28 protein-coding genes are annotated in these 15875 nt (G+C 62.5%); all 28 read left to right on the top strand.

Annotated elements, in window-relative coordinates:
• On the top strand, nucleotides 1-666 hold a 666-nt coding region (locus AC04SI_RS23565), incomplete at its 5' end, for an EF-Tu C-terminal domain-related protein (protein ID WP_488474959.1).
• Between the two features lie 69 nt (nucleotides 667-735).
• The gene (gene rpsJ, locus AC04SI_RS23560) at nucleotides 736-1044 is read left to right on the top strand and encodes a 30S ribosomal protein S10 (protein WP_006205468.1); all 309 of its coding nucleotides are present in this window, start codon (nucleotides 736-738) and stop codon (nucleotides 1042-1044) included.
• A 61-nt stretch (nucleotides 1045-1105) separates the two neighbouring features.
• Entirely contained in the window at nucleotides 1106-1834 is a 729-nt protein-coding gene (gene rplC / locus AC04SI_RS23555; protein ID WP_404282540.1) for a 50S ribosomal protein L3, read from the top strand.
• Nucleotides 1834-2454: a 50S ribosomal protein L4 gene (gene rplD, locus AC04SI_RS23550; protein WP_404282542.1), complete on the top strand. Its 621-nt coding sequence runs from the start codon at nucleotides 1834-1836 to the stop codon at nucleotides 2452-2454. Before rplC ends, rplD begins: the two co-directional genes overlap by 1 nt.
• Complete coding sequence (locus AC04SI_RS23545; RefSeq protein WP_006205465.1) at nucleotides 2451-2744, top strand: 50S ribosomal protein L23; 294 nt, start codon at nucleotides 2451-2453, stop codon at nucleotides 2742-2744. Before rplD ends, AC04SI_RS23545 begins: the two co-directional genes overlap by 4 nt.
• 22 nt (nucleotides 2745-2766) lie before the next feature.
• Nucleotides 2767-3600 carry a 50S ribosomal protein L2 gene (gene rplB, locus AC04SI_RS23540; RefSeq protein ID WP_006205464.1) on the top strand — a complete coding sequence of 278 codons (834 nt, stop codon included), beginning with the start codon at nucleotides 2767-2769 and terminating at the stop codon, nucleotides 3598-3600.
• A 16-nt stretch (nucleotides 3601-3616) separates the two neighbouring features.
• Complete coding sequence (rpsS, locus tag AC04SI_RS23535) at nucleotides 3617-3895, top strand: 30S ribosomal protein S19 (RefSeq protein ID WP_006205463.1); 279 nt, start codon at nucleotides 3617-3619, stop codon at nucleotides 3893-3895.
• 2 nt (nucleotides 3896-3897) lie between these two features.
• On the top strand, nucleotides 3898-4287 hold the full coding sequence (gene rplV / locus AC04SI_RS23530; protein WP_006205462.1) for a 50S ribosomal protein L22: 390 nt from the start codon (nucleotides 3898-3900) through the stop codon (nucleotides 4285-4287).
• Nucleotides 4287-5015: a 30S ribosomal protein S3 gene (gene rpsC, locus AC04SI_RS23525; protein ID WP_192181211.1), complete on the top strand. Its 729-nt coding sequence runs from the start codon at nucleotides 4287-4289 to the stop codon at nucleotides 5013-5015. Before rplV ends, rpsC begins: the two co-directional genes overlap by 1 nt.
• A gap of 27 nt (nucleotides 5016-5042) precedes the next feature.
• A complete protein-coding gene (gene rplP, locus AC04SI_RS23520) occupies nucleotides 5043-5456 on the top strand; it encodes a 50S ribosomal protein L16 (RefSeq protein ID WP_006205460.1) in 414 nt (137 codons plus the stop codon).
• A 13-nt stretch (nucleotides 5457-5469) separates the two neighbouring features.
• Complete coding sequence (gene rpmC / locus AC04SI_RS23515; protein ID WP_006205459.1) at nucleotides 5470-5670, top strand: 50S ribosomal protein L29; 201 nt, start codon at nucleotides 5470-5472, stop codon at nucleotides 5668-5670.
• Nucleotides 5671-5681: 11 nt separating this feature from the next.
• Complete coding sequence (gene rpsQ, locus AC04SI_RS23510) at nucleotides 5682-5921, top strand: 30S ribosomal protein S17 (RefSeq protein ID WP_006205458.1); 240 nt, start codon at nucleotides 5682-5684, stop codon at nucleotides 5919-5921.
• Between the two features lie 72 nt (nucleotides 5922-5993).
• Complete coding sequence (rplN, locus tag AC04SI_RS23505; RefSeq protein WP_006205457.1) at nucleotides 5994-6362, top strand: 50S ribosomal protein L14; 369 nt, start codon at nucleotides 5994-5996, stop codon at nucleotides 6360-6362.
• Between the two features lie 12 nt (nucleotides 6363-6374).
• Complete coding sequence (rplX, locus tag AC04SI_RS23500; protein WP_006205456.1) at nucleotides 6375-6689, top strand: 50S ribosomal protein L24; 315 nt, start codon at nucleotides 6375-6377, stop codon at nucleotides 6687-6689.
• A complete protein-coding gene (gene rplE / locus AC04SI_RS23495; protein WP_006205455.1) occupies nucleotides 6682-7260 on the top strand; it encodes a 50S ribosomal protein L5 in 579 nt (192 codons plus the stop codon). Before rplX ends, rplE begins: the two co-directional genes overlap by 8 nt.
• A gap of 26 nt (nucleotides 7261-7286) precedes the next feature.
• Entirely contained in the window at nucleotides 7287-7592 is a 306-nt protein-coding gene (gene rpsN / locus AC04SI_RS23490) for a 30S ribosomal protein S14 (protein ID WP_404282552.1), read from the top strand.
• A gap of 12 nt (nucleotides 7593-7604) precedes the next feature.
• Complete coding sequence (rpsH, locus tag AC04SI_RS23485; RefSeq protein ID WP_006205453.1) at nucleotides 7605-8003, top strand: 30S ribosomal protein S8; 399 nt, start codon at nucleotides 7605-7607, stop codon at nucleotides 8001-8003.
• An 89-nt stretch (nucleotides 8004-8092) separates the two neighbouring features.
• Nucleotides 8093-8626 (top strand): 50S ribosomal protein L6, encoded by a 534-nt coding sequence (rplF, locus tag AC04SI_RS23480; RefSeq protein ID WP_006205452.1) that lies wholly within the window; start codon nucleotides 8093-8095, stop codon nucleotides 8624-8626.
• Nucleotides 8627-8714: 88 nt separating this feature from the next.
• Nucleotides 8715-9074 carry a 50S ribosomal protein L18 gene (gene rplR / locus AC04SI_RS23475; protein ID WP_006205451.1) on the top strand — a complete coding sequence of 120 codons (360 nt, stop codon included), beginning with the start codon at nucleotides 8715-8717 and terminating at the stop codon, nucleotides 9072-9074.
• Nucleotides 9075-9152: 78 nt separating this feature from the next.
• Nucleotides 9153-9716 (top strand): 30S ribosomal protein S5, encoded by a 564-nt coding sequence (gene rpsE, locus AC04SI_RS23470; RefSeq protein ID WP_006205450.1) that lies wholly within the window; start codon nucleotides 9153-9155, stop codon nucleotides 9714-9716.
• A 25-nt stretch (nucleotides 9717-9741) separates the two neighbouring features.
• A complete protein-coding gene (gene rpmD, locus AC04SI_RS23465) occupies nucleotides 9742-9939 on the top strand; it encodes a 50S ribosomal protein L30 (protein ID WP_006205449.1) in 198 nt (65 codons plus the stop codon).
• A gap of 22 nt (nucleotides 9940-9961) precedes the next feature.
• A complete protein-coding gene (rplO, locus tag AC04SI_RS23460) occupies nucleotides 9962-10435 on the top strand; it encodes a 50S ribosomal protein L15 (protein ID WP_006205448.1) in 474 nt (157 codons plus the stop codon).
• Nucleotides 10436-10628: 193 nt separating this feature from the next.
• Entirely contained in the window at nucleotides 10629-11969 is a 1341-nt protein-coding gene (secY, locus tag AC04SI_RS23455; RefSeq protein ID WP_404282557.1) for a preprotein translocase subunit SecY, read from the top strand.
• A complete protein-coding gene (locus AC04SI_RS23450; protein ID WP_192181209.1) occupies nucleotides 11966-12565 on the top strand; it encodes an adenylate kinase in 600 nt (199 codons plus the stop codon). The genes secY and AC04SI_RS23450 overlap by 4 nt, the downstream gene beginning before the upstream one ends.
• 197 nt (nucleotides 12566-12762) lie before the next feature.
• The gene (gene rpsM, locus AC04SI_RS23445) at nucleotides 12763-13131 is read left to right on the top strand and encodes a 30S ribosomal protein S13 (protein WP_006205445.1); all 369 of its coding nucleotides are present in this window, start codon (nucleotides 12763-12765) and stop codon (nucleotides 13129-13131) included.
• A gap of 121 nt (nucleotides 13132-13252) precedes the next feature.
• Complete coding sequence (gene rpsK / locus AC04SI_RS23440; RefSeq protein ID WP_006205444.1) at nucleotides 13253-13642, top strand: 30S ribosomal protein S11; 390 nt, start codon at nucleotides 13253-13255, stop codon at nucleotides 13640-13642.
• A gap of 99 nt (nucleotides 13643-13741) precedes the next feature.
• Nucleotides 13742-14752 (top strand): DNA-directed RNA polymerase subunit alpha, encoded by a 1011-nt coding sequence (locus tag AC04SI_RS23435; protein WP_006205443.1) that lies wholly within the window; start codon nucleotides 13742-13744, stop codon nucleotides 14750-14752.
• Nucleotides 14753-14791: 39 nt separating this feature from the next.
• A complete protein-coding gene (gene rplQ / locus AC04SI_RS23430; protein WP_192181208.1) occupies nucleotides 14792-15223 on the top strand; it encodes a 50S ribosomal protein L17 in 432 nt (143 codons plus the stop codon).
• Nucleotides 15224-15875: the final 652 nt, after the last annotated feature.

Genomic DNA, 15875 nt, shown 5'->3' with positions numbered 1-15875 from the left:
CTGGCGGCTCTGGAAGATTCCGACAAGAAGATCGGCGAGGACGCGATCCGCGAGCTGATGGCTCAGGTCGACGCCTACATCCCGACGCCGGTTCGTCCGCTGGACAAGCCGTTCCTGATGCCGATCGAAGACGTGTTCTCGATCTCGGGTCGCGGCACGGTCGTCACCGGCCGCGTCGAGCGCGGCGTGGTCAAGGTCGGCGAGGAACTGGAAATCGTCGGCATCCGTCCGACCACCAAGACGACCTGCACGGGCGTCGAGATGTTCCGCAAGCTGCTCGACCAGGGCCAGGCCGGCGACAACATCGGCGCGCTGCTGCGCGGCGTTGACCGTGAAGGCGTCGAGCGCGGCCAGGTCCTGGCCAAGCCCGGCACGGTGAAGCCGCACAAGAAGTTCGTGGCCGAAGCCTACATCCTGACCAAGGACGAAGGTGGCCGTCACACGCCGTTCTTCACCAACTACCGCCCGCAGTTCTACTTCCGCACCACCGACGTGACCGGCATCGTGTCGCTGCCGGAAGGCACCGAGATGGTGATGCCCGGCGACAACATCACGGTCGATGTCGAGCTGATCGTGCCGATCGCCATGGAAGAGAAGCTGCGCTTCGCCATCCGTGAAGGCGGCCGCACCGTCGGTGCCGGCATCGTCGTCACCATCAAAGAGTAATTTGGACTTAAACCGATCTGTCGCGGGCGCGGGAGTTGCCCGCGCCGCGCCAGAACAAGGAAGTGACGCATGAACGGACAGAATATCCGCATCCGCCTGAAGGCGTTTGATCACCGGGTGCTCGACGCCTCGACACGGGAAATCGTGTCGACGGCCAAGCGCACCGGCGCCAACGTCCGCGGCCCCATTCCGCTGCCGACGCGGATCGAAAAGTTTACGGTCAACCGGTCGCCTCACGTCGACAAGAAGAGCCGCGAGCAGTTCGAGATGCGCACGCACAAGCGTCTGCTCGACATCGTCGATCCGACCCCGCAGACGGTCGATGCTTTGATGAAGCTCGATCTGGCCGCCGGTGTGGACGTCGAGATCAAGCTCTAAGGGAATGAGAGCGCGGTAAGGGGCGGTGCCCCTGGCCCGGAACTCTAAAGGAATTGAACCGATGCGTTCAGGTGTGATTGCAAAGAAGGTGGGAATGACCCGCATCTATAATGATGCCGGGGAGCATGTTCCCGTCACCGTTCTCCAGATGGAGAACTGCCAGGTCGTGGCGCAGCGCACGCAGGAGAAGAACGGCTATACCGCCGTCCAGCTCGGCGTTGGCCTTGCCAAGGTGAAGAACACGTCGAAGGCGATGCGCGGCCATTTCGCGACCGCTTCCGTCGAGCCGAAGGCGAAGGTCGCCGAGTTCCGCGTCTCCGCCGACAACATGATCGATGTCGGCGCCGAGATCACGGTCGAGCACTTCGTCGCCGGCCAGAAGGTCGATGTGACGGGCACGACGATCGGCAAGGGTTTCCAGGGCGTCATCAAGCGTCACCACATGGGTGGCGGCCGCGCAACGCACGGTAACTCGGTATCGCACCGTACGCACGGCTCGACCGGCCAGCGCCAGGACCCGGGCAAGGTGTTCAAGGGCAAGCATATGGCTGGCCACATGGGTGACACCCGCGTCACCACGCAGAATGTCGAGATCGTTTCGACCGACGCCGACCGCGGCCTGATCCTGATCCGCGGTGCGGTTCCCGGTTCGAAGGGTGCATGGATCCTGGTCCGCGACGCGGCCAAGGTTGCGCTGCCGGCCAATGCGCCGAAGCCTGCCGCGATCCGTGCCGTTGCTGCCGAAAGTGGCGCCAAGAACGATGCCTCGGCCACAGAGGGAGCGGAATAATGGACCTCAAGATCACAACGCTGGGCGGCAAGGACGCCGGCAAGGTGAAACTCTCCGAGGAGATTTTCGGCCTTGATCCGCGCGAGGACATCCTGCAGCGCGTCGTGCGCTGGCAGCTGGCCAAGAAGCAGCAGGGCACGCACAAGGCCAAGGGCCGCGCCGAGATCGCGCGCACCGGCGCCAAGATGTACAAGCAGAAGGGTACGGGCCGCGCCCGTCACCATTCGGCACGCGCTCCGCAGTTCCGCGGCGGCGGCAAGGCACACGGCCCGGTCGTTCGCAGCCACGAGCACGACCTGCCGAAGAAGGTTCGCGCGCTCGGCCTCAAGCATGCTCTCTCGGCCAAGGCCAAGAGCGCGTCGATCATCGTCATCGACGAGCTGAAGATGACCGAGGCCAAGACAAAGGCGCTGATCGCGAATTTCGCGACGCTCGGCCTGACCAACGCCTTGGTGATCGGCGGCGCCGAGCTTGACCAGAACTTCAAGCTGGCGGCGACCAACATCCCGAACATCGACGTGCTGCCCATCCAGGGCATCAACGTCTACGACATTCTGCGCCGCGGCACGCTGGTCCTTTCGAAGGCCGCCGTCGAGGCTCTCGAGGAGCGCTTCAAATGACCGACCTTCGTCACTACGACGTGATCGTTTCGCCGGCGATCACCGAAAAGTCGACCATGGCTTCCGAGCAGAATCAGGTCGTCTTCAACGTCGCCAAGAAGGCGTCGAAGCCGGAAATCAAGGCCGCTGTCGAAGCGCTGTTTGGCGTCAAGGTGATGGCCGTGAACACGCTTGTCCGCAAGGGCAAGATCAAGCGCTTCCGCGGCACGATCGGCCGCCAGAGCGACGTCAAGAAGGCGGTAGTGACGCTGGCCGACGGCCAGTCGATCGACGTCGCGACGGGTCTCTGAGCTAGGCCGCGAGGACAGGACAATGGCACTTAAGAAATTCAACCCGGTAACGCCGAGCACCCGCCAGCTGGTCATCGTCGACCGCTCGGGCCTCTACAAGGGCAAGCCCGTCAAGGGCCTGACCGAAGGCCTGACCAAGTCGGGCGGCCGCAACAATCACGGCCGCATCACTGCCCGCTTCATCGGCGGCGGGCACAAGCGTACGTACCGCATCATCGACTTCAAGCGCCGCAAGTTCGACGTCGTCGGCACGGTGGAGCGCATCGAATACGATCCGAACCGCAGCGCCTTCATCGCTCTGATCAAGTACGACGATGGCGAGCTGTCCTACATCATCGCCCCGCAGCGCCTTGCCGCCGGCGACAAGATCGTGGCCGGCGAAGCGGTCGACGTGAAGCCGGGCAATGCGATGCCGCTGGCCTCGATGCCGGTCGGCACGATCGTCCACAACATCGAGCTGAAGCCGGGCAAGGGCGCCCAGGTTGCCCGTTCGGCGGGCGGCTACGCCCAGCTCGTCGGCCGCGACCAGGGCATGGCGATCCTGCGCCTCAACTCGGGCGAGCAGCGTGTCGTGCACGGCTCCTGCATGGCGACCGTCGGCGCGGTGTCGAACCCCGACCACGGCAACATCAATGACGGCAAGGCAGGCCGCACCGTGTGGCGCGGCAAGCGCCCGCACAATCGCGGCGTGACCATGAACCCGGTCGACCATCCGCATGGCGGCGGCGAAGGCCGCACCTCGGGTGGCCGCCATCCGGTTTCGCCCTGGGGCAAGCCGACCAAGGGCAAGAAGACGCGGTCCAACAAGGCGACCGACAAGTTCATCCTGCGCTCGCGCCATCAGCGCAAGAGCTAAGAAGAGGTAACGCCAAGTGACTCGTTCTATTTGGAAAGGCCCCTTCATCGACGGCTACCTTCTCAAGAAGGTGGACAAGGTTCGTGAAGGTGGTCGCAATGAGGTGATCAAGATGTGGAGCCGCCGCTCCACCATCCTGCCGCAGTTCGTCGGCTTCACCTTCGGTGTCTACAACGGCCAGAAGCATGTTCCCGTCTCCGTGAACGAGGACATGGTCGGTCACAAGTTCGGTGAATTCGCTCCGACCCGGACCTATTACGGTCACGGCGCGGATAAGAAGGCGAAGAGGAAATAATCATGGGCAAGGCCAAAGCTCCGCGCAGGCTTGCTGACAACGAAGCGCGCGCCGTTCTGCGCACGATCCGTATCAGCCCGCAGAAGCTGAACCTGGTTGCCGCGCTGATCCGCGGCAAGAAGGTCGCGACAGCGCTTTCCGACCTCGAATTCTCGGCCAAGCGGATTTCCGGCACGGTCAAGAAGACGCTGGAATCGGCGATCGCCAACGCGGAAAACAACCACGACCTCGACGTCGATGCGCTGATCGTGGCGGAAGCCTATGTCGGCAAGTCGATCGTCATGAAGCGGTTCCATGCCCGTGGCCGTGGTCGCGCCAGCCGTATCGAGAAGCCGTTCTCGCACCTCACGATCGTCGTTCGTGAAGTCGAGGAAAAAGGGGAGGCCGCATAATGGGCCAGAAAGTCAATCCGATCGGGCTGCGTCTCGGCATCAACCGTACCTGGGATTCGCGCTGGTTCGCGAACACCGGCGAATACGGCCAGCTGCTGCATGAGGACATCAAGATCCGCAAGTATCTTGAGAAGGAACTCAAGCAGGCCGCGATCTCGAAGGTCGTGATCGAGCGTCCGCACAAGAAGTGCCGCGTCACCATCCATGCGGCGCGTCCGGGCCTGATCATCGGCAAGAAGGGCGCCGACATCGAGAAGCTTCGCAAGAAGCTGATGGAGATGACGAAGTCCGAGACGCACCTCAACATCGTCGAGGTGCGCAAGCCCGAGATCGACGCGACGCTGGTCGCCCAGTCGATCGCCCAGCAGCTCGAGCGCCGAATCGCGTTCCGCCGCGCCATGAAGCGCGCCGTGCAGTCGGCGATGCGCCTCGGTGCCGAAGGCATCCGCATCAACTGCTCGGGACGTCTGGGCGGCGCCGAAATCGCGCGCATGGAATGGTACCGCGAAGGCCGCGTGCCGCTGCATACGCTGCGCGCCGACGTCGACTACGGCACGGCCGAGGCGCAGACCGCCTACGGCATCTGCGGCGTCAAGGTCTGGGTGTTCAAGGGCGAGATCCTCGAGCACGACCCGATGGCTTCGGAGCGCCGCGCCACCGAGGGCGATCATTCGCATGGCGGTGGTGGTGGCGAGCGCGAACGCGGTCGCCGTCGCGAAAACGCCTGAGACATTTAGGAATTTGGAGTTAGAACGATGCTGCAGCCAAAGCGCACAAAGTTCCGCAAGCAGTTCAAGGGCCGCATCCATGGTACCGCCAAGGGCGGCACCAACCTGGATTTCGGCGGTTTCGGGCTGAAGGCGCTTGAGCCGAACCGCGTCACCGCGCGCGAGATCGAGGCGGCTCGCCGCGCGATCACCCGCGAGATGAAGCGCGCCGGTCGCGTCTGGATCCGTATTTTCCCGGACGTGCCGGTCACTTCGAAGCCGACCGAAGTCCGCATGGGCAAGGGTAAGGGCGCGGTCGACTACTGGGCGGCGCGCGTCAAGCCGGGCCGCATCATGTTCGAGATCGACGGCGTCAACGAAGAAACCGCCCGTGAGGCGCTGCGTCTCGGCGCGGCCAAGCTCTCGGTCAGGACGCGCTTCGTACAGCGCATCGCAGAATAAGGACGGGCTGATCATGAAAGCCGAAGACATCCGGACCAAGACCCAGGACCAGCTGACCGACGATTTGGCCAGCCTGAAGAAGGAGCAGTTCAACCTGCGCTTTCAGAAGGCCACCGGCCAGCTCGAGAAGACCGCGCGCGTGAGGCAGGTCCGCAAGGACATTGCGCGCATCAAGACCATCGCTGCGGAAAAGTCCGCGGCCAAGAAGGCTTAAGGACGAAAACCATGCCAAAGCGCATTCTGCAGGGCACCGTCGTCAGCGACAAGAACGAGAAGACGGTTGTCGTCAAGGTCGAACGGCGCTTCACGCATCCCGTGATGAAGAAGACCGTGCGCATGACCAAGAAGTACAAGGCGCACGACGAGAACAACGCCCACAAGGTTGGCGATCAGGTGTTCATCCAGGAATCGAAGCCGATTTCCAAGGACAAGCGCTGGATCGTCGTAGCCTCGGACCAGGCGTAACAAACGAATTTTGGACAGACCGGGGAAGGGTGAAGAACCCGTCCCGTTAAGAAGAGAAGAAGGCGGCCAGTCATGATTCAGATGCAAACAAACCTCGACGTCGCGGATAATTCCGGCGCTCGTCGTGTCATGTGCATCAAGGTGCTGGGCGGCTCGAAGCGGAAATACGCTTCCGTGGGCGACATCATCGTGGTGTCGATCAAGGAAGCCATTCCGCGCGGCCGCGTGAAGAAGGGCGATGTGATGAAGGCGGTCGTGGTTCGCACGGCCAAGGACATCCGCCGCCCGGACGGCAGCGTGATCCGTTTCGACAAGAACGCGGCCGTTCTGGTCGACAACAAGAAAGAGCCGATCGGCACGCGTATCTTCGGACCGGTTCCGCGCGAACTCCGCGCCAAGAACCACATGAAGATCATCTCGCTCGCGCCTGAAGTGCTGTAAGGAGCCGGACCAATGCAAAAGATTAGAAAAGGCGACAAGGTCGTCGTGCTGGCCGGCAAGGACAAGGGCCGTTCGGGCGAAGTCCTCTCGGTGCAGCCGAAGGACGACACCGCGCTGGTGCGCGGCGTCAACATGATCCGTCGTCACCAGAAGCAGTCCCAGTCCCAAGAGGGCGGGATCATCACCAAGGAAGCGCCGATCCAGCTGTCGAACATCGCGCTGGCCGACCCCAAGGATGGCAAGCCGACCCGCGTCGGCTTCATCTTCCAGAAGGACGGCAAGAAGGTGCGCGTCGCCAAGCGCTCGGGAGAAGTCATCAATGGCTAAGGCTCAATCCAAGCAGGCGGCTGCCGCCAACACGCCGCGCCTCAAGCAGGTCTACAACGAGACCATCCGCAAGGCGCTGCAGGAGCAGTTCGGCTACGAGAACGAGATGCAGGTTCCGCGCATCGACAAGATCGTGCTGAACATGGGCGTCGGCGAAGCGACCGGCGATTCGAAGAAGCCTTCGATCGCGGCCGAAGACCTGGCGATGATCGCCGGCCAGAAGGCCGTCGTCACCCGCGCCCGCAATTCGATCGCCGGCTTCAAGGTCCGCGAGAAGATGCCGATCGGCGCCAAGGTCACGCTGCGCAAGGAACGCATGTACGAGTTCCTCGACCGTCTCGTGAACATCGCGCTGCCGCGCGTCCGCGACTTCCGCGGACTCAATCCGAAGAGCTTCGATGGCCGTGGCAACTACGCCATGGGCATCAAGGAACACATCGTGTTCCCGGAGATCAACTACGACAAGGTTGATCAGGTCTGGGGCATGGACGTCATCGTTTGTACGACGGCGAAGACGGACGACGAAGCCAGGGCATTGCTCAAGGCTTTCAACTTCCCCTTCCGCCAGTAACGGCAGCGAAAAAGGAAAAATCTGAAATGGCAAAGACCAGCTCAGTCGAGAAGAACAACAGGCGCCGGAAGCTTGCGGACCAGTTTGCCGCCAAGCGCAAGGCGCTCAAGGCCATCATCATGGATCAGTCCAAGCCGATGGAAGAGCGCTTCCGCGCCCAGTTGAAACTCGCGGCGTTGCCGCGCAACTCGGCCAAGATCCGCATCCGCAACCGCTGCGAAGTCACTGGCCGTCCGCGTGCCTACTATCGCAAGCTCAAGGTATCGCGCATCGCGCTTCGTGATCTCGGCAATAACGGCCAGATCCCGGGCCTGGTCAAGTCGAGCTGGTAAGGAGGACATAACATGTCATTGAGCGATCCTCTCGGCGATATGCTGACCCGCATCCGCAACGCCTATGGCCGCAAGAAGTCGAGCGTTTCGACGCCGGCCTCGCGCCTGCGTACCCGCGTCCTCGACGTGCTGAAGGCGGAAGGCTATATCCGCGACTACAGCCAGACCGACTTCGACAACGGCAAGTCCGAAATCGAGATCGAGCTGAAGTATTTCGACGGTGCGCCGGTCGTGCGCGAAATCGCCCGCGTCTCGAAGCCTGGCCGCCGTGTCTACGTTTCGGCCAAGTCGATTCCGCACGTCGCCAACGGCCTCGGCATCGCCATCCTTTCGACACCGAAGGGCGTGATGGCCGACCACGAAGCGCGCGAGCAGAATGTCGGTGGCGAAATCCTCTGCCAGATCTTCTGATCTGGCACGAGATATCGAAAGCGGTATCCGGTTTTCGGGAATGCCCGGAAACTGGAACCTGAACCAAGAGAAGTGACGAGGACAACAAAATGTCTCGTATTGGAAAGAAACCCGTTTCGCTGCCGCAGGGCGTGACCGCGTCCGTCAACGGCCAGACCGTGACGGCGAAGGGCCCCAAGGGCGAGCTGAAGTTCGTGGTGAACGACGAAGTGCTGGTCAAGATGGAAGGCACCGAGATCGCCGTCCAGCCGCGCGACCAGACCAAGACCGCCCGCGCCAAGTGGGGCATGTCGCGCACGCAGATCGTCAACATCCTGCAGGGCGTCAAGGACGGCTTTGAGAAGAAGCTCGAGATCACCGGCGTCGGCTATCGTGCCGCCATGCAGGGCAAGAACCTGCAGCTCGCGCTCGGCTTCAGCCATGACGTCGTCTACGAGACGCCGCAGGGCATCACGATCACCGTGCCGAAGCCGACGGAAATCACCGTGACCGGCATCGACAAGCAGATGGTCGGCCAGGTTGCCGCGGAGATCCGCGAGTATCGCGGTCCCGAGCCCTACAAGGGCAAGGGCGTGCGTTACGCCGGCGAGAAGATCGTCCGCAAGGAAGGCAAGAAGAAGTAAGTGTAACGCCGCGGGGAGCGGTCGCGGGAGGCGCTTTCGCTTACCGCACATGGCGGCCCCCGTTTTTTGAAGGCTAGGAAGAACCACCATGGGTACCAAGGAATCCACGCAGCGCCGTGCGCAGCGCGTCCGCCGCCAGATCAAGAAGGTCGCCGGCGAGCGTCCGCGGCTCTCGGTCCACCGCACGTCGAAGAACATCTACGTCCAGGTGATCGACGACGCCAAGGGCCACACCATCGCCGCCGCCTCGACCTTGGAGAAGGACCTCAAGGGTTCGCTCAAGACCGGCGCCGACACCGCGGCTGCCGCCGCGATCGGCAAGCTGATCGCCGAGCGTGCTTCGAAGGCCGGCGTCAAGGAAGTCGTCTTCGACCGTGGTCCGTACATCTATCACGGCCGCGTCAAGGCGCTGGCCGAGGCTGCCCGCGAAGGTGGGCTCAGCTTCTAATTTTTCGCCCCCGGTGACCCAAAGCGGCACCGGATATCATCATCAACCGTGCTTCCGGAAAAAAACAAGGAACAGGATATGGCACAGGAACGTAGGGATGGCGGCCGCGGCCGTGATCGCGAAGAGCGCGACGATGGCATGGTGGACAAGCTCGTCCACATCAACCGCGTCGCCAAGGTCGTCAAGGGCGGCCGTCGCTTCGGTTTTGCAGCACTCGTCGTCGTCGGCGACCAGAAGGGCCGCGTCGGCTTCGGCCACGGCAAGGCGCGCGAAGTGCCGGAGGCGATCCGCAAGGCGACCGAATCGGCCAAGCGCGACATGATCTTCGTGCCGCTGCGCTCGGGCCGTACGCTGCACCACGACGTCGAGGGACGCTGGGGTGCCGGACGCGTGCTACTGCGCGCTGCCAAGCAGGGTACCGGCATCATCGCCGGCGGCCCGATGCGCGCCGTCTTCGAGACGCTCGGCATGCATGACGTGGTCGCCAAGTCGATGGGTTCGTCGAACCCGTACAACATGGTTCGCGCCACGTTCGACGCGCTGAAGAGCCAGATGCATCCGAAGGATGTGGCTGCCGCGCGCGGCATCAAGTATTCGACCCTTCAGGCTCGCCGCGGCACCGCCGTCGCGACCGAAGAATAGTCGACGCTGACCAGGGATTTTGACCATGGCCAAGAAAGCAACCAAGACCATCACCGTCGAGCAGATCGGTTCGCCGATCCGCCGGCCGAAGGAGCAGCGCGCGACGCTGGTCGGCCTCGGCCTCAACAAGATGCACAAGCAGCGCACGCTGGAAGATACGCCCTCCGTGCGCGGCATGATCGCTGCCGTCCAGCATCTCGTCCGCGTCGTGGACGAGGGCTGAGCAAGAGCGCAGGAGAAGCAAGATGAAACTCAACGATCTGCGTGACAAGGACGGCGCGACGCATTCCAAGAAGCGTCTCGGCCGCGGCATCGGTTCCGGCTCGGGCAAGACCGCCGGTCGCGGCGTCAAGGGCCAGAAGGCGCGCTCCGGCGTTGCCGTCAACGGCTTCGAGGGTGGCCAGATGCCACTCTATCGGCGCCTGCCGAAGCGTGGCTTCAACAACATCTTCGCCAAGAGCTTCACCGTTGTGTCGCTGGCCCGCATCCAGGCCGCGATCGACGCCAAGAAGCTCGATGCGAAGGCGACCGTGACGGCCGAGGCCCTCGTCGCCGCCGGTGTCATCCGCCGCGTCAAGGACGGCGTGCGCGTCCTCTCCGACGGCGATCTGAAGGCGAAGCTCGCCTTCGACGTCGCCGGCGCCTCCAAGGCCGCGATCGAGAAGATCGAGAAGGCCGGCGGTTCGGTGAAGGTGCCGGAAAAGGCAGCCGCCGAGTAACGGCGATTTGAAGCGCGATCGGCAAGAGCCGGACTTCGGTTTTGCCCCGAAACGCGCTTTGATCCGATCAATAAGGCGGCCGCGTCAACGCGGCCGCTTGCATGTTCAAGGTCCGGAGCTTATCTCGTGAGCTTCGGTGACACGCACCGCCTGAGCGGCAGGCCATCGAGCGTGACCAAGCGGAGAATCAGGCATGGCTTCGGCTGCTGAACAACTAGCCTCGAATCTGAATTTTTCGGCTTTCGCCAAGGCGGAGGACCTGAAGAAACGCATCTGGTTCACCATCGGCGCGCTGCTCGTCTACCGTCTCGGCACATACATCCCGCTTCCCGGCATCAATCCCGACGCTTTCGCCCAGGCCTTCACCTCGCAGAGCAAGGGCGTGCTCGGCATGTTCAACATGTTCGCCGGCGGCGCCGTGCAGCGCATGGCGATCTTTGCGCTGGGCATCATGCCCTACATCTCCGCCTCCATCATCATGCAGCTGATGACCTCGGTCATCCCGTCGCTGGAGGCGTTGAAGAAGGAAGGCGAGCAGGGCCGCAAGATCATCAACCAGTACACGCGCTACGGCACCGTGCTGCTGGCGCTGGTCCAAGCCTATGGCATTTCGGTCGGCCTGGAAGGCGGCAACGGCATCGTCAACGATCCCGGCATGTTCTTCCGCATCTCGACCGTCGTCACGCTGGTCGGCGGCACCATGTTCCTGATGTGGCTCGGCGAACAGATCACCGCGCGCGGTATCGGCAACGGTATCTCGCTGATCATCTTCTCCGGCATCGTCGCGGGATTGCCGCACGCCATCTCCGGCACGCTGGAACTTGGCCGTACCGGCGCGCTGTCGACCGGCCTCATCCTGGCGATCATCGTGCTGGCCATCGTCGTCATTGCGCTCATCGTGTTTTTCGAGCGCGCCCAGCGCCGCCTGCTGATCCAGTATCCGAAGCGTCAGGTCGGCAACCGCATGTTCCAGGGCGACACTTCGCATCTGCCGTTGAAGCTCAACACGTCGGGCGTCATCCCGCCGATCTTCGCGTCCTCGCTGCTGCTGCTGCCGGCAACGGTCGCGGGCTTCTCGCAGACCACCAACATGCCTGCCTGGGCAAGCACCATCCTGGCGGCGCTCGGCCATGGCCAGCCGCTCTATATGGCGTTCTATGCGGCGATGATCGTGTTCTTCGCCTTCTTCTATACGGCGATCGTCTTCAACCCGAAGGACACCGCCGACCAGCTCAAGAAGCATTCGGGCTTCATCCCGGGTTACCGTCCGGGCGAGCGCACCGCCGATTACATCGACTATGTTCTCACGCGCATCACCGTCGTCGGCGCAATCTACCTGGTGCTGGTGTGTCTGCTGCCCGAATTCCTGATTTCAGCGACTGGCGTACCATTCTACCTCGGTGGCACATCGCTTCTGATCGTGGTCAGTGTCACGCTCGATACGGTGGCGCAGATTCAGGGCCACCTGATCGCGCATCAATATGAAGGCCTGATCAAGAAGTCGAAGCTGCGCGGGGGGAAGAAGGCCAGATGAGGTTGATATTGCTTGGGCCGCCAGGAGCGGGCAAGGGGACGCAAGCACAGAGACTGGTGGAAAAACATGGCATACCCCAGCTATCCACGGGGGACATGCTGCGGGCTGCCGTTCAGGCCGGCACGGAAGTCGGCAAGCGCGCCAAGGCGGTGATGGATGCCGGCGAGCTGGTATCCGACGCCATCGTCAATGCCATCGTGGCCGAGCGTATCGATCAGGCCGATTGCGCGAAGGGCTTCATCCTCGACGGTTACCCGCGCACCCTGGTGCAGGCGGATGCGGTTGAATCGATGCTTGCGGACCGCGGCCTCCATCTCGACGCGGTCATCGAACTTGTCGTCGACGATAAGGCGCTGGTCGGCCGAATCGTCAGACGCGCCGAAGAGGCCAAGGCGGCCGGACAGCCGGTGCGCAAGGACGACAATCCGACGGTGTTCGAGGAGCGCCTGAAGGAATACTACAAGAAGACGTCGCCGCTGATCGGCTACTATTATGCCAAGGGCAGGCTGAAGAGCGTCGACGGCATGGCCGACATCGATACGGTGACGAGAGAGATCGAAGCGGTGCTCAGATCGGTCACCCAGGCGGCGGCATAGAGAAAGTAGACGATTGCGCTTGACTGGAGCGGTCCGCTGGGGTATGGCGGCCCGTCTTCCTATCAGGCATGAGCTTTGCTTGTCCGCAAGGGCAAGGCAGCCGCTTTGAACTGGAAACTCCCGCATGGGCCGGCCTCCACCGGACGCGGGGCAACTGAAGCGCCGGTTCGTCCGGCCCATATGGAGAAGAGAAGAAGATGGCTCGTATAGCCGGCGTCAACATTCCGACCAACAAGCGCGTCGTCATTGCGCTTCAGTACATTCACGGCATTGGCAAGAAGTTCGCCCAGGAGATCGTCGACAAGGTCGGCATCCCGGCCGAGCGCCGCGTCAACCAGCTGACCGACGCGGAAGTGTTGCAGATCCGCGAGACGATCGACCGCGACTACCAGGTCGAGGGCGACCTGCGCCGCGAAGTCTCGATGAACATCAAGCGGCTCATGGACCTCGGCTGCTACCGCGGCCTGCGTCACCGCCGCTCGCTGCCGGTTCGCGGCCAGCGCACGCATACCAATGCGCGCACCCGCAAGGGCCCGGCCAAGTCGATCGCCGGCAAGAAGAAGTAATTGGTGAATGGTGAAATCGTGAATGGTGAATAGCTCGGTCTATTCACCATTGACCATTCACCCCTCACTCGGTGGAGCCGCTGGCATTACGGCGGTGTAGAGATCAACTGAAAGGACCATCATGGCCAAGGAAGCCGCTCGTGTTCGCCGTCGCGAACGCAAGAACATCTCGTCGGGCGTTGCCCACGTCAATTCGACCTTCAACAACACGATGATCACCATCACCGACGCGCAGGGCAATTCGATCGCCTGGTCGTCGGCCGGTGCCCAGGGCTTCAAGGGTTCGCGCAAGTCGACCCCGTTCGCTGCCCAGATGGCTGCTGAGGACGTCGCCAAGAAGGCCCAGGAACACGGCATGCGTATGCTCGAGGTCGAGGTCTGCGGACCCGGCTCCGGTCGTGAATCGGCGTTGCGCGCCCTGCAGGCGGCCGGCTTCACCATCACCTCGATCCGCGATGTGACGCCGATCCCGCACAATGGCTGCCGCCCGCGCAAGAAGCGCCGCGTCTAAGATTACCGAACGCCGCGCGAACGCCAAAAGCGTTCCTCCGCGGCATTCCAGGTCGCCCGCCACGATTGGATGGTGGCGGGGCAACGGAAGGAAAGCATCATGATCCAGAAAAATTGGCAGGAACTGATCAAGCCGAACAAGATCGAGTTCTCGTCGAAGAAGAAGACGCTGACCACGCTGGTCGCCGAACCGCTGGAGCGCGGCTTTGGCCTGACGCTCGGCAACGCCCTGCGCCGCGTGCTTTTGTCTTCGCTGCGCGGTGCGGCTGTGACCGCCGTGCAGATCGACGGCGTTCTGCATGAATTCTCGTCCATCGCCGGCGTGCGTGAAGACGTGACCGATATCGTCTTGAACATCAAGGAAATCGCCATCCGCATGGAAGGCGATGGCCCCAAGCGCATGGTCGTGCGCAAGCAGGGCCCTGGCGCCGTGCTCGCCGGCGACATCCAGACGGTTGGCGACGTCGAGATCCTCAATCCCGACCACGTCATCTGCACGCTGGACGAAGGCGCCGAAATCCGCATGGAATTCACCGTCGACACCGGCAAGGGCTACGTGCCGGCAGAGCGCAACCGTGCCGAGGACGCGCCGATCGGCCTGATCCCGGTCGACAGCCTCTATTCGCCGGTCAAGAAGGTGTCCTACAAGGTCGAGAACACCCGCGAGGGCCAGGTCCTCGACTATGACAAGCTGACCATGACGATCGAGACCGACGGTTCGATCTCGGGCGAGGACGCGGTGGCTTTCGCTGCCCGCATCCTGCAGGACCAGCTTGGCCTGTTCGTCAATTTCGACGAGCCGCAGAAGGAAGTCGCGGCCGAGGCCGTCACCGAGCTCGCCTTCAACCCGGCGCTGCTCAAGAAGGTCGACGAGCTCGAGCTTTCGGTGCGTTCGGCCAACTGCCTGAAGAACGACAACATCGTCTATATCGGCGACCTGATCCAGAAGACCGAAGCCGAGATGCTGCGCACCCCGAACTTCGGCCGCAAGTCGCTAAACGAGATCAAGGAAGTCTTGGCGGCGATGGGCCTGCACCTCGGCATGGAAGTGCCGGATTGGCCGCCGGAAAACATCGAAGACCTCGCCAAGCGTTACGAAGATCAATACTGAGGCTGAGGCCTCGTGAACCCGGAATGAAGGAGAAGAGCCATGCGCCACGGATTTAAAGGCCGCCGGTTCGCCCGCAGCGTCAGCCATCGCAAGTCGATGTTTGCCAACCTCGCCGTGTCGCTGCTCGAGCACGAGCAGATCGTCACCACCCTGCCGAAGGCGAAGGATTTGCGTCCGATCGTCGAGAAGCTGGTGACGCTCGGCAAGCGCGGTGACCTGCATGCGCGCCGCCAGGTGATTGCCCAGATCGGCAATGAAGGCGTCGTCAAGCGTCTGTTCGACACCATCGCGCCGCGCTACGCCACCCGCAACGGCGGCTATCTGCGCATCATGAAGGCGGGCTTCCGCCACGGCGACAATGCCGCAATGGCGGTCATCGAGTTCGTCGATCGCGACACCTCGGCCAAGGGCGCCGGCGACCGCGCCCGCATCGAAGCCGAAGGCACCGACGAGGAAGCCGCAGCCGCATAAGGCTCGGTATCCTGAGAGAGTTCAAAGGGGCCCGCGGGCCCCTTTTTGCTTGCTGTTGTTGTCGTCAATCGGGCAAGACTCGGGTAGTCGGGACCGCTTAGCAGCTTCCAGTTGAAAGCGCCGGGGATCTTTTCGACCTTCGGGTAGGGGTAAGAATAGATGCTGTCGAGCGCGGTGCGGGAATCGATGTTGCTGACCAATCGCGATACAGCTGATTCCGCCAGGTACCTTTGGTCGTCGAACTGGGTGTCGACCCGGAAGTGTATCTGAATCGGGCCGGCGCAGATGTTCAGCAAGATACCATCGCTCATAGCGGCGTAGAACACCTTGGCTTCATCCGGAGCCCACAGGCCCGCTGCCAGGAATTCCGATGGCTTCGTATTTCCGCTGAACCCATCCAGTGAAAGCGCAAGGCGATCAGTGAAAACCTCAAAGTCGCCTTCGAGATAACCAGCTTCTTCAATCTGAAACCAGTTCATCTGGTGAGGCGCTTCGTCATCAAAGGAAATTTCGAGTTTTCCGAAAGTCCAGTTGACTGGATCGGCGTGCTCGGGTCTGCCGAGCGCTTCGGCGATCTCGTCCATTGTCATGTTGGGAGAGACCGCACCCAACTTGCCGGTCTTCAAAAAATTGCGGAATGAAACGATCGGTT

This window comes from Mesorhizobium sp. CNPSo 4689, from assembly GCF_057784325.1.
The sequence above is the reverse complement of the archived record's forward strand: the minus strand, read 5'-3'. Positions and strand labels throughout refer to the sequence as shown.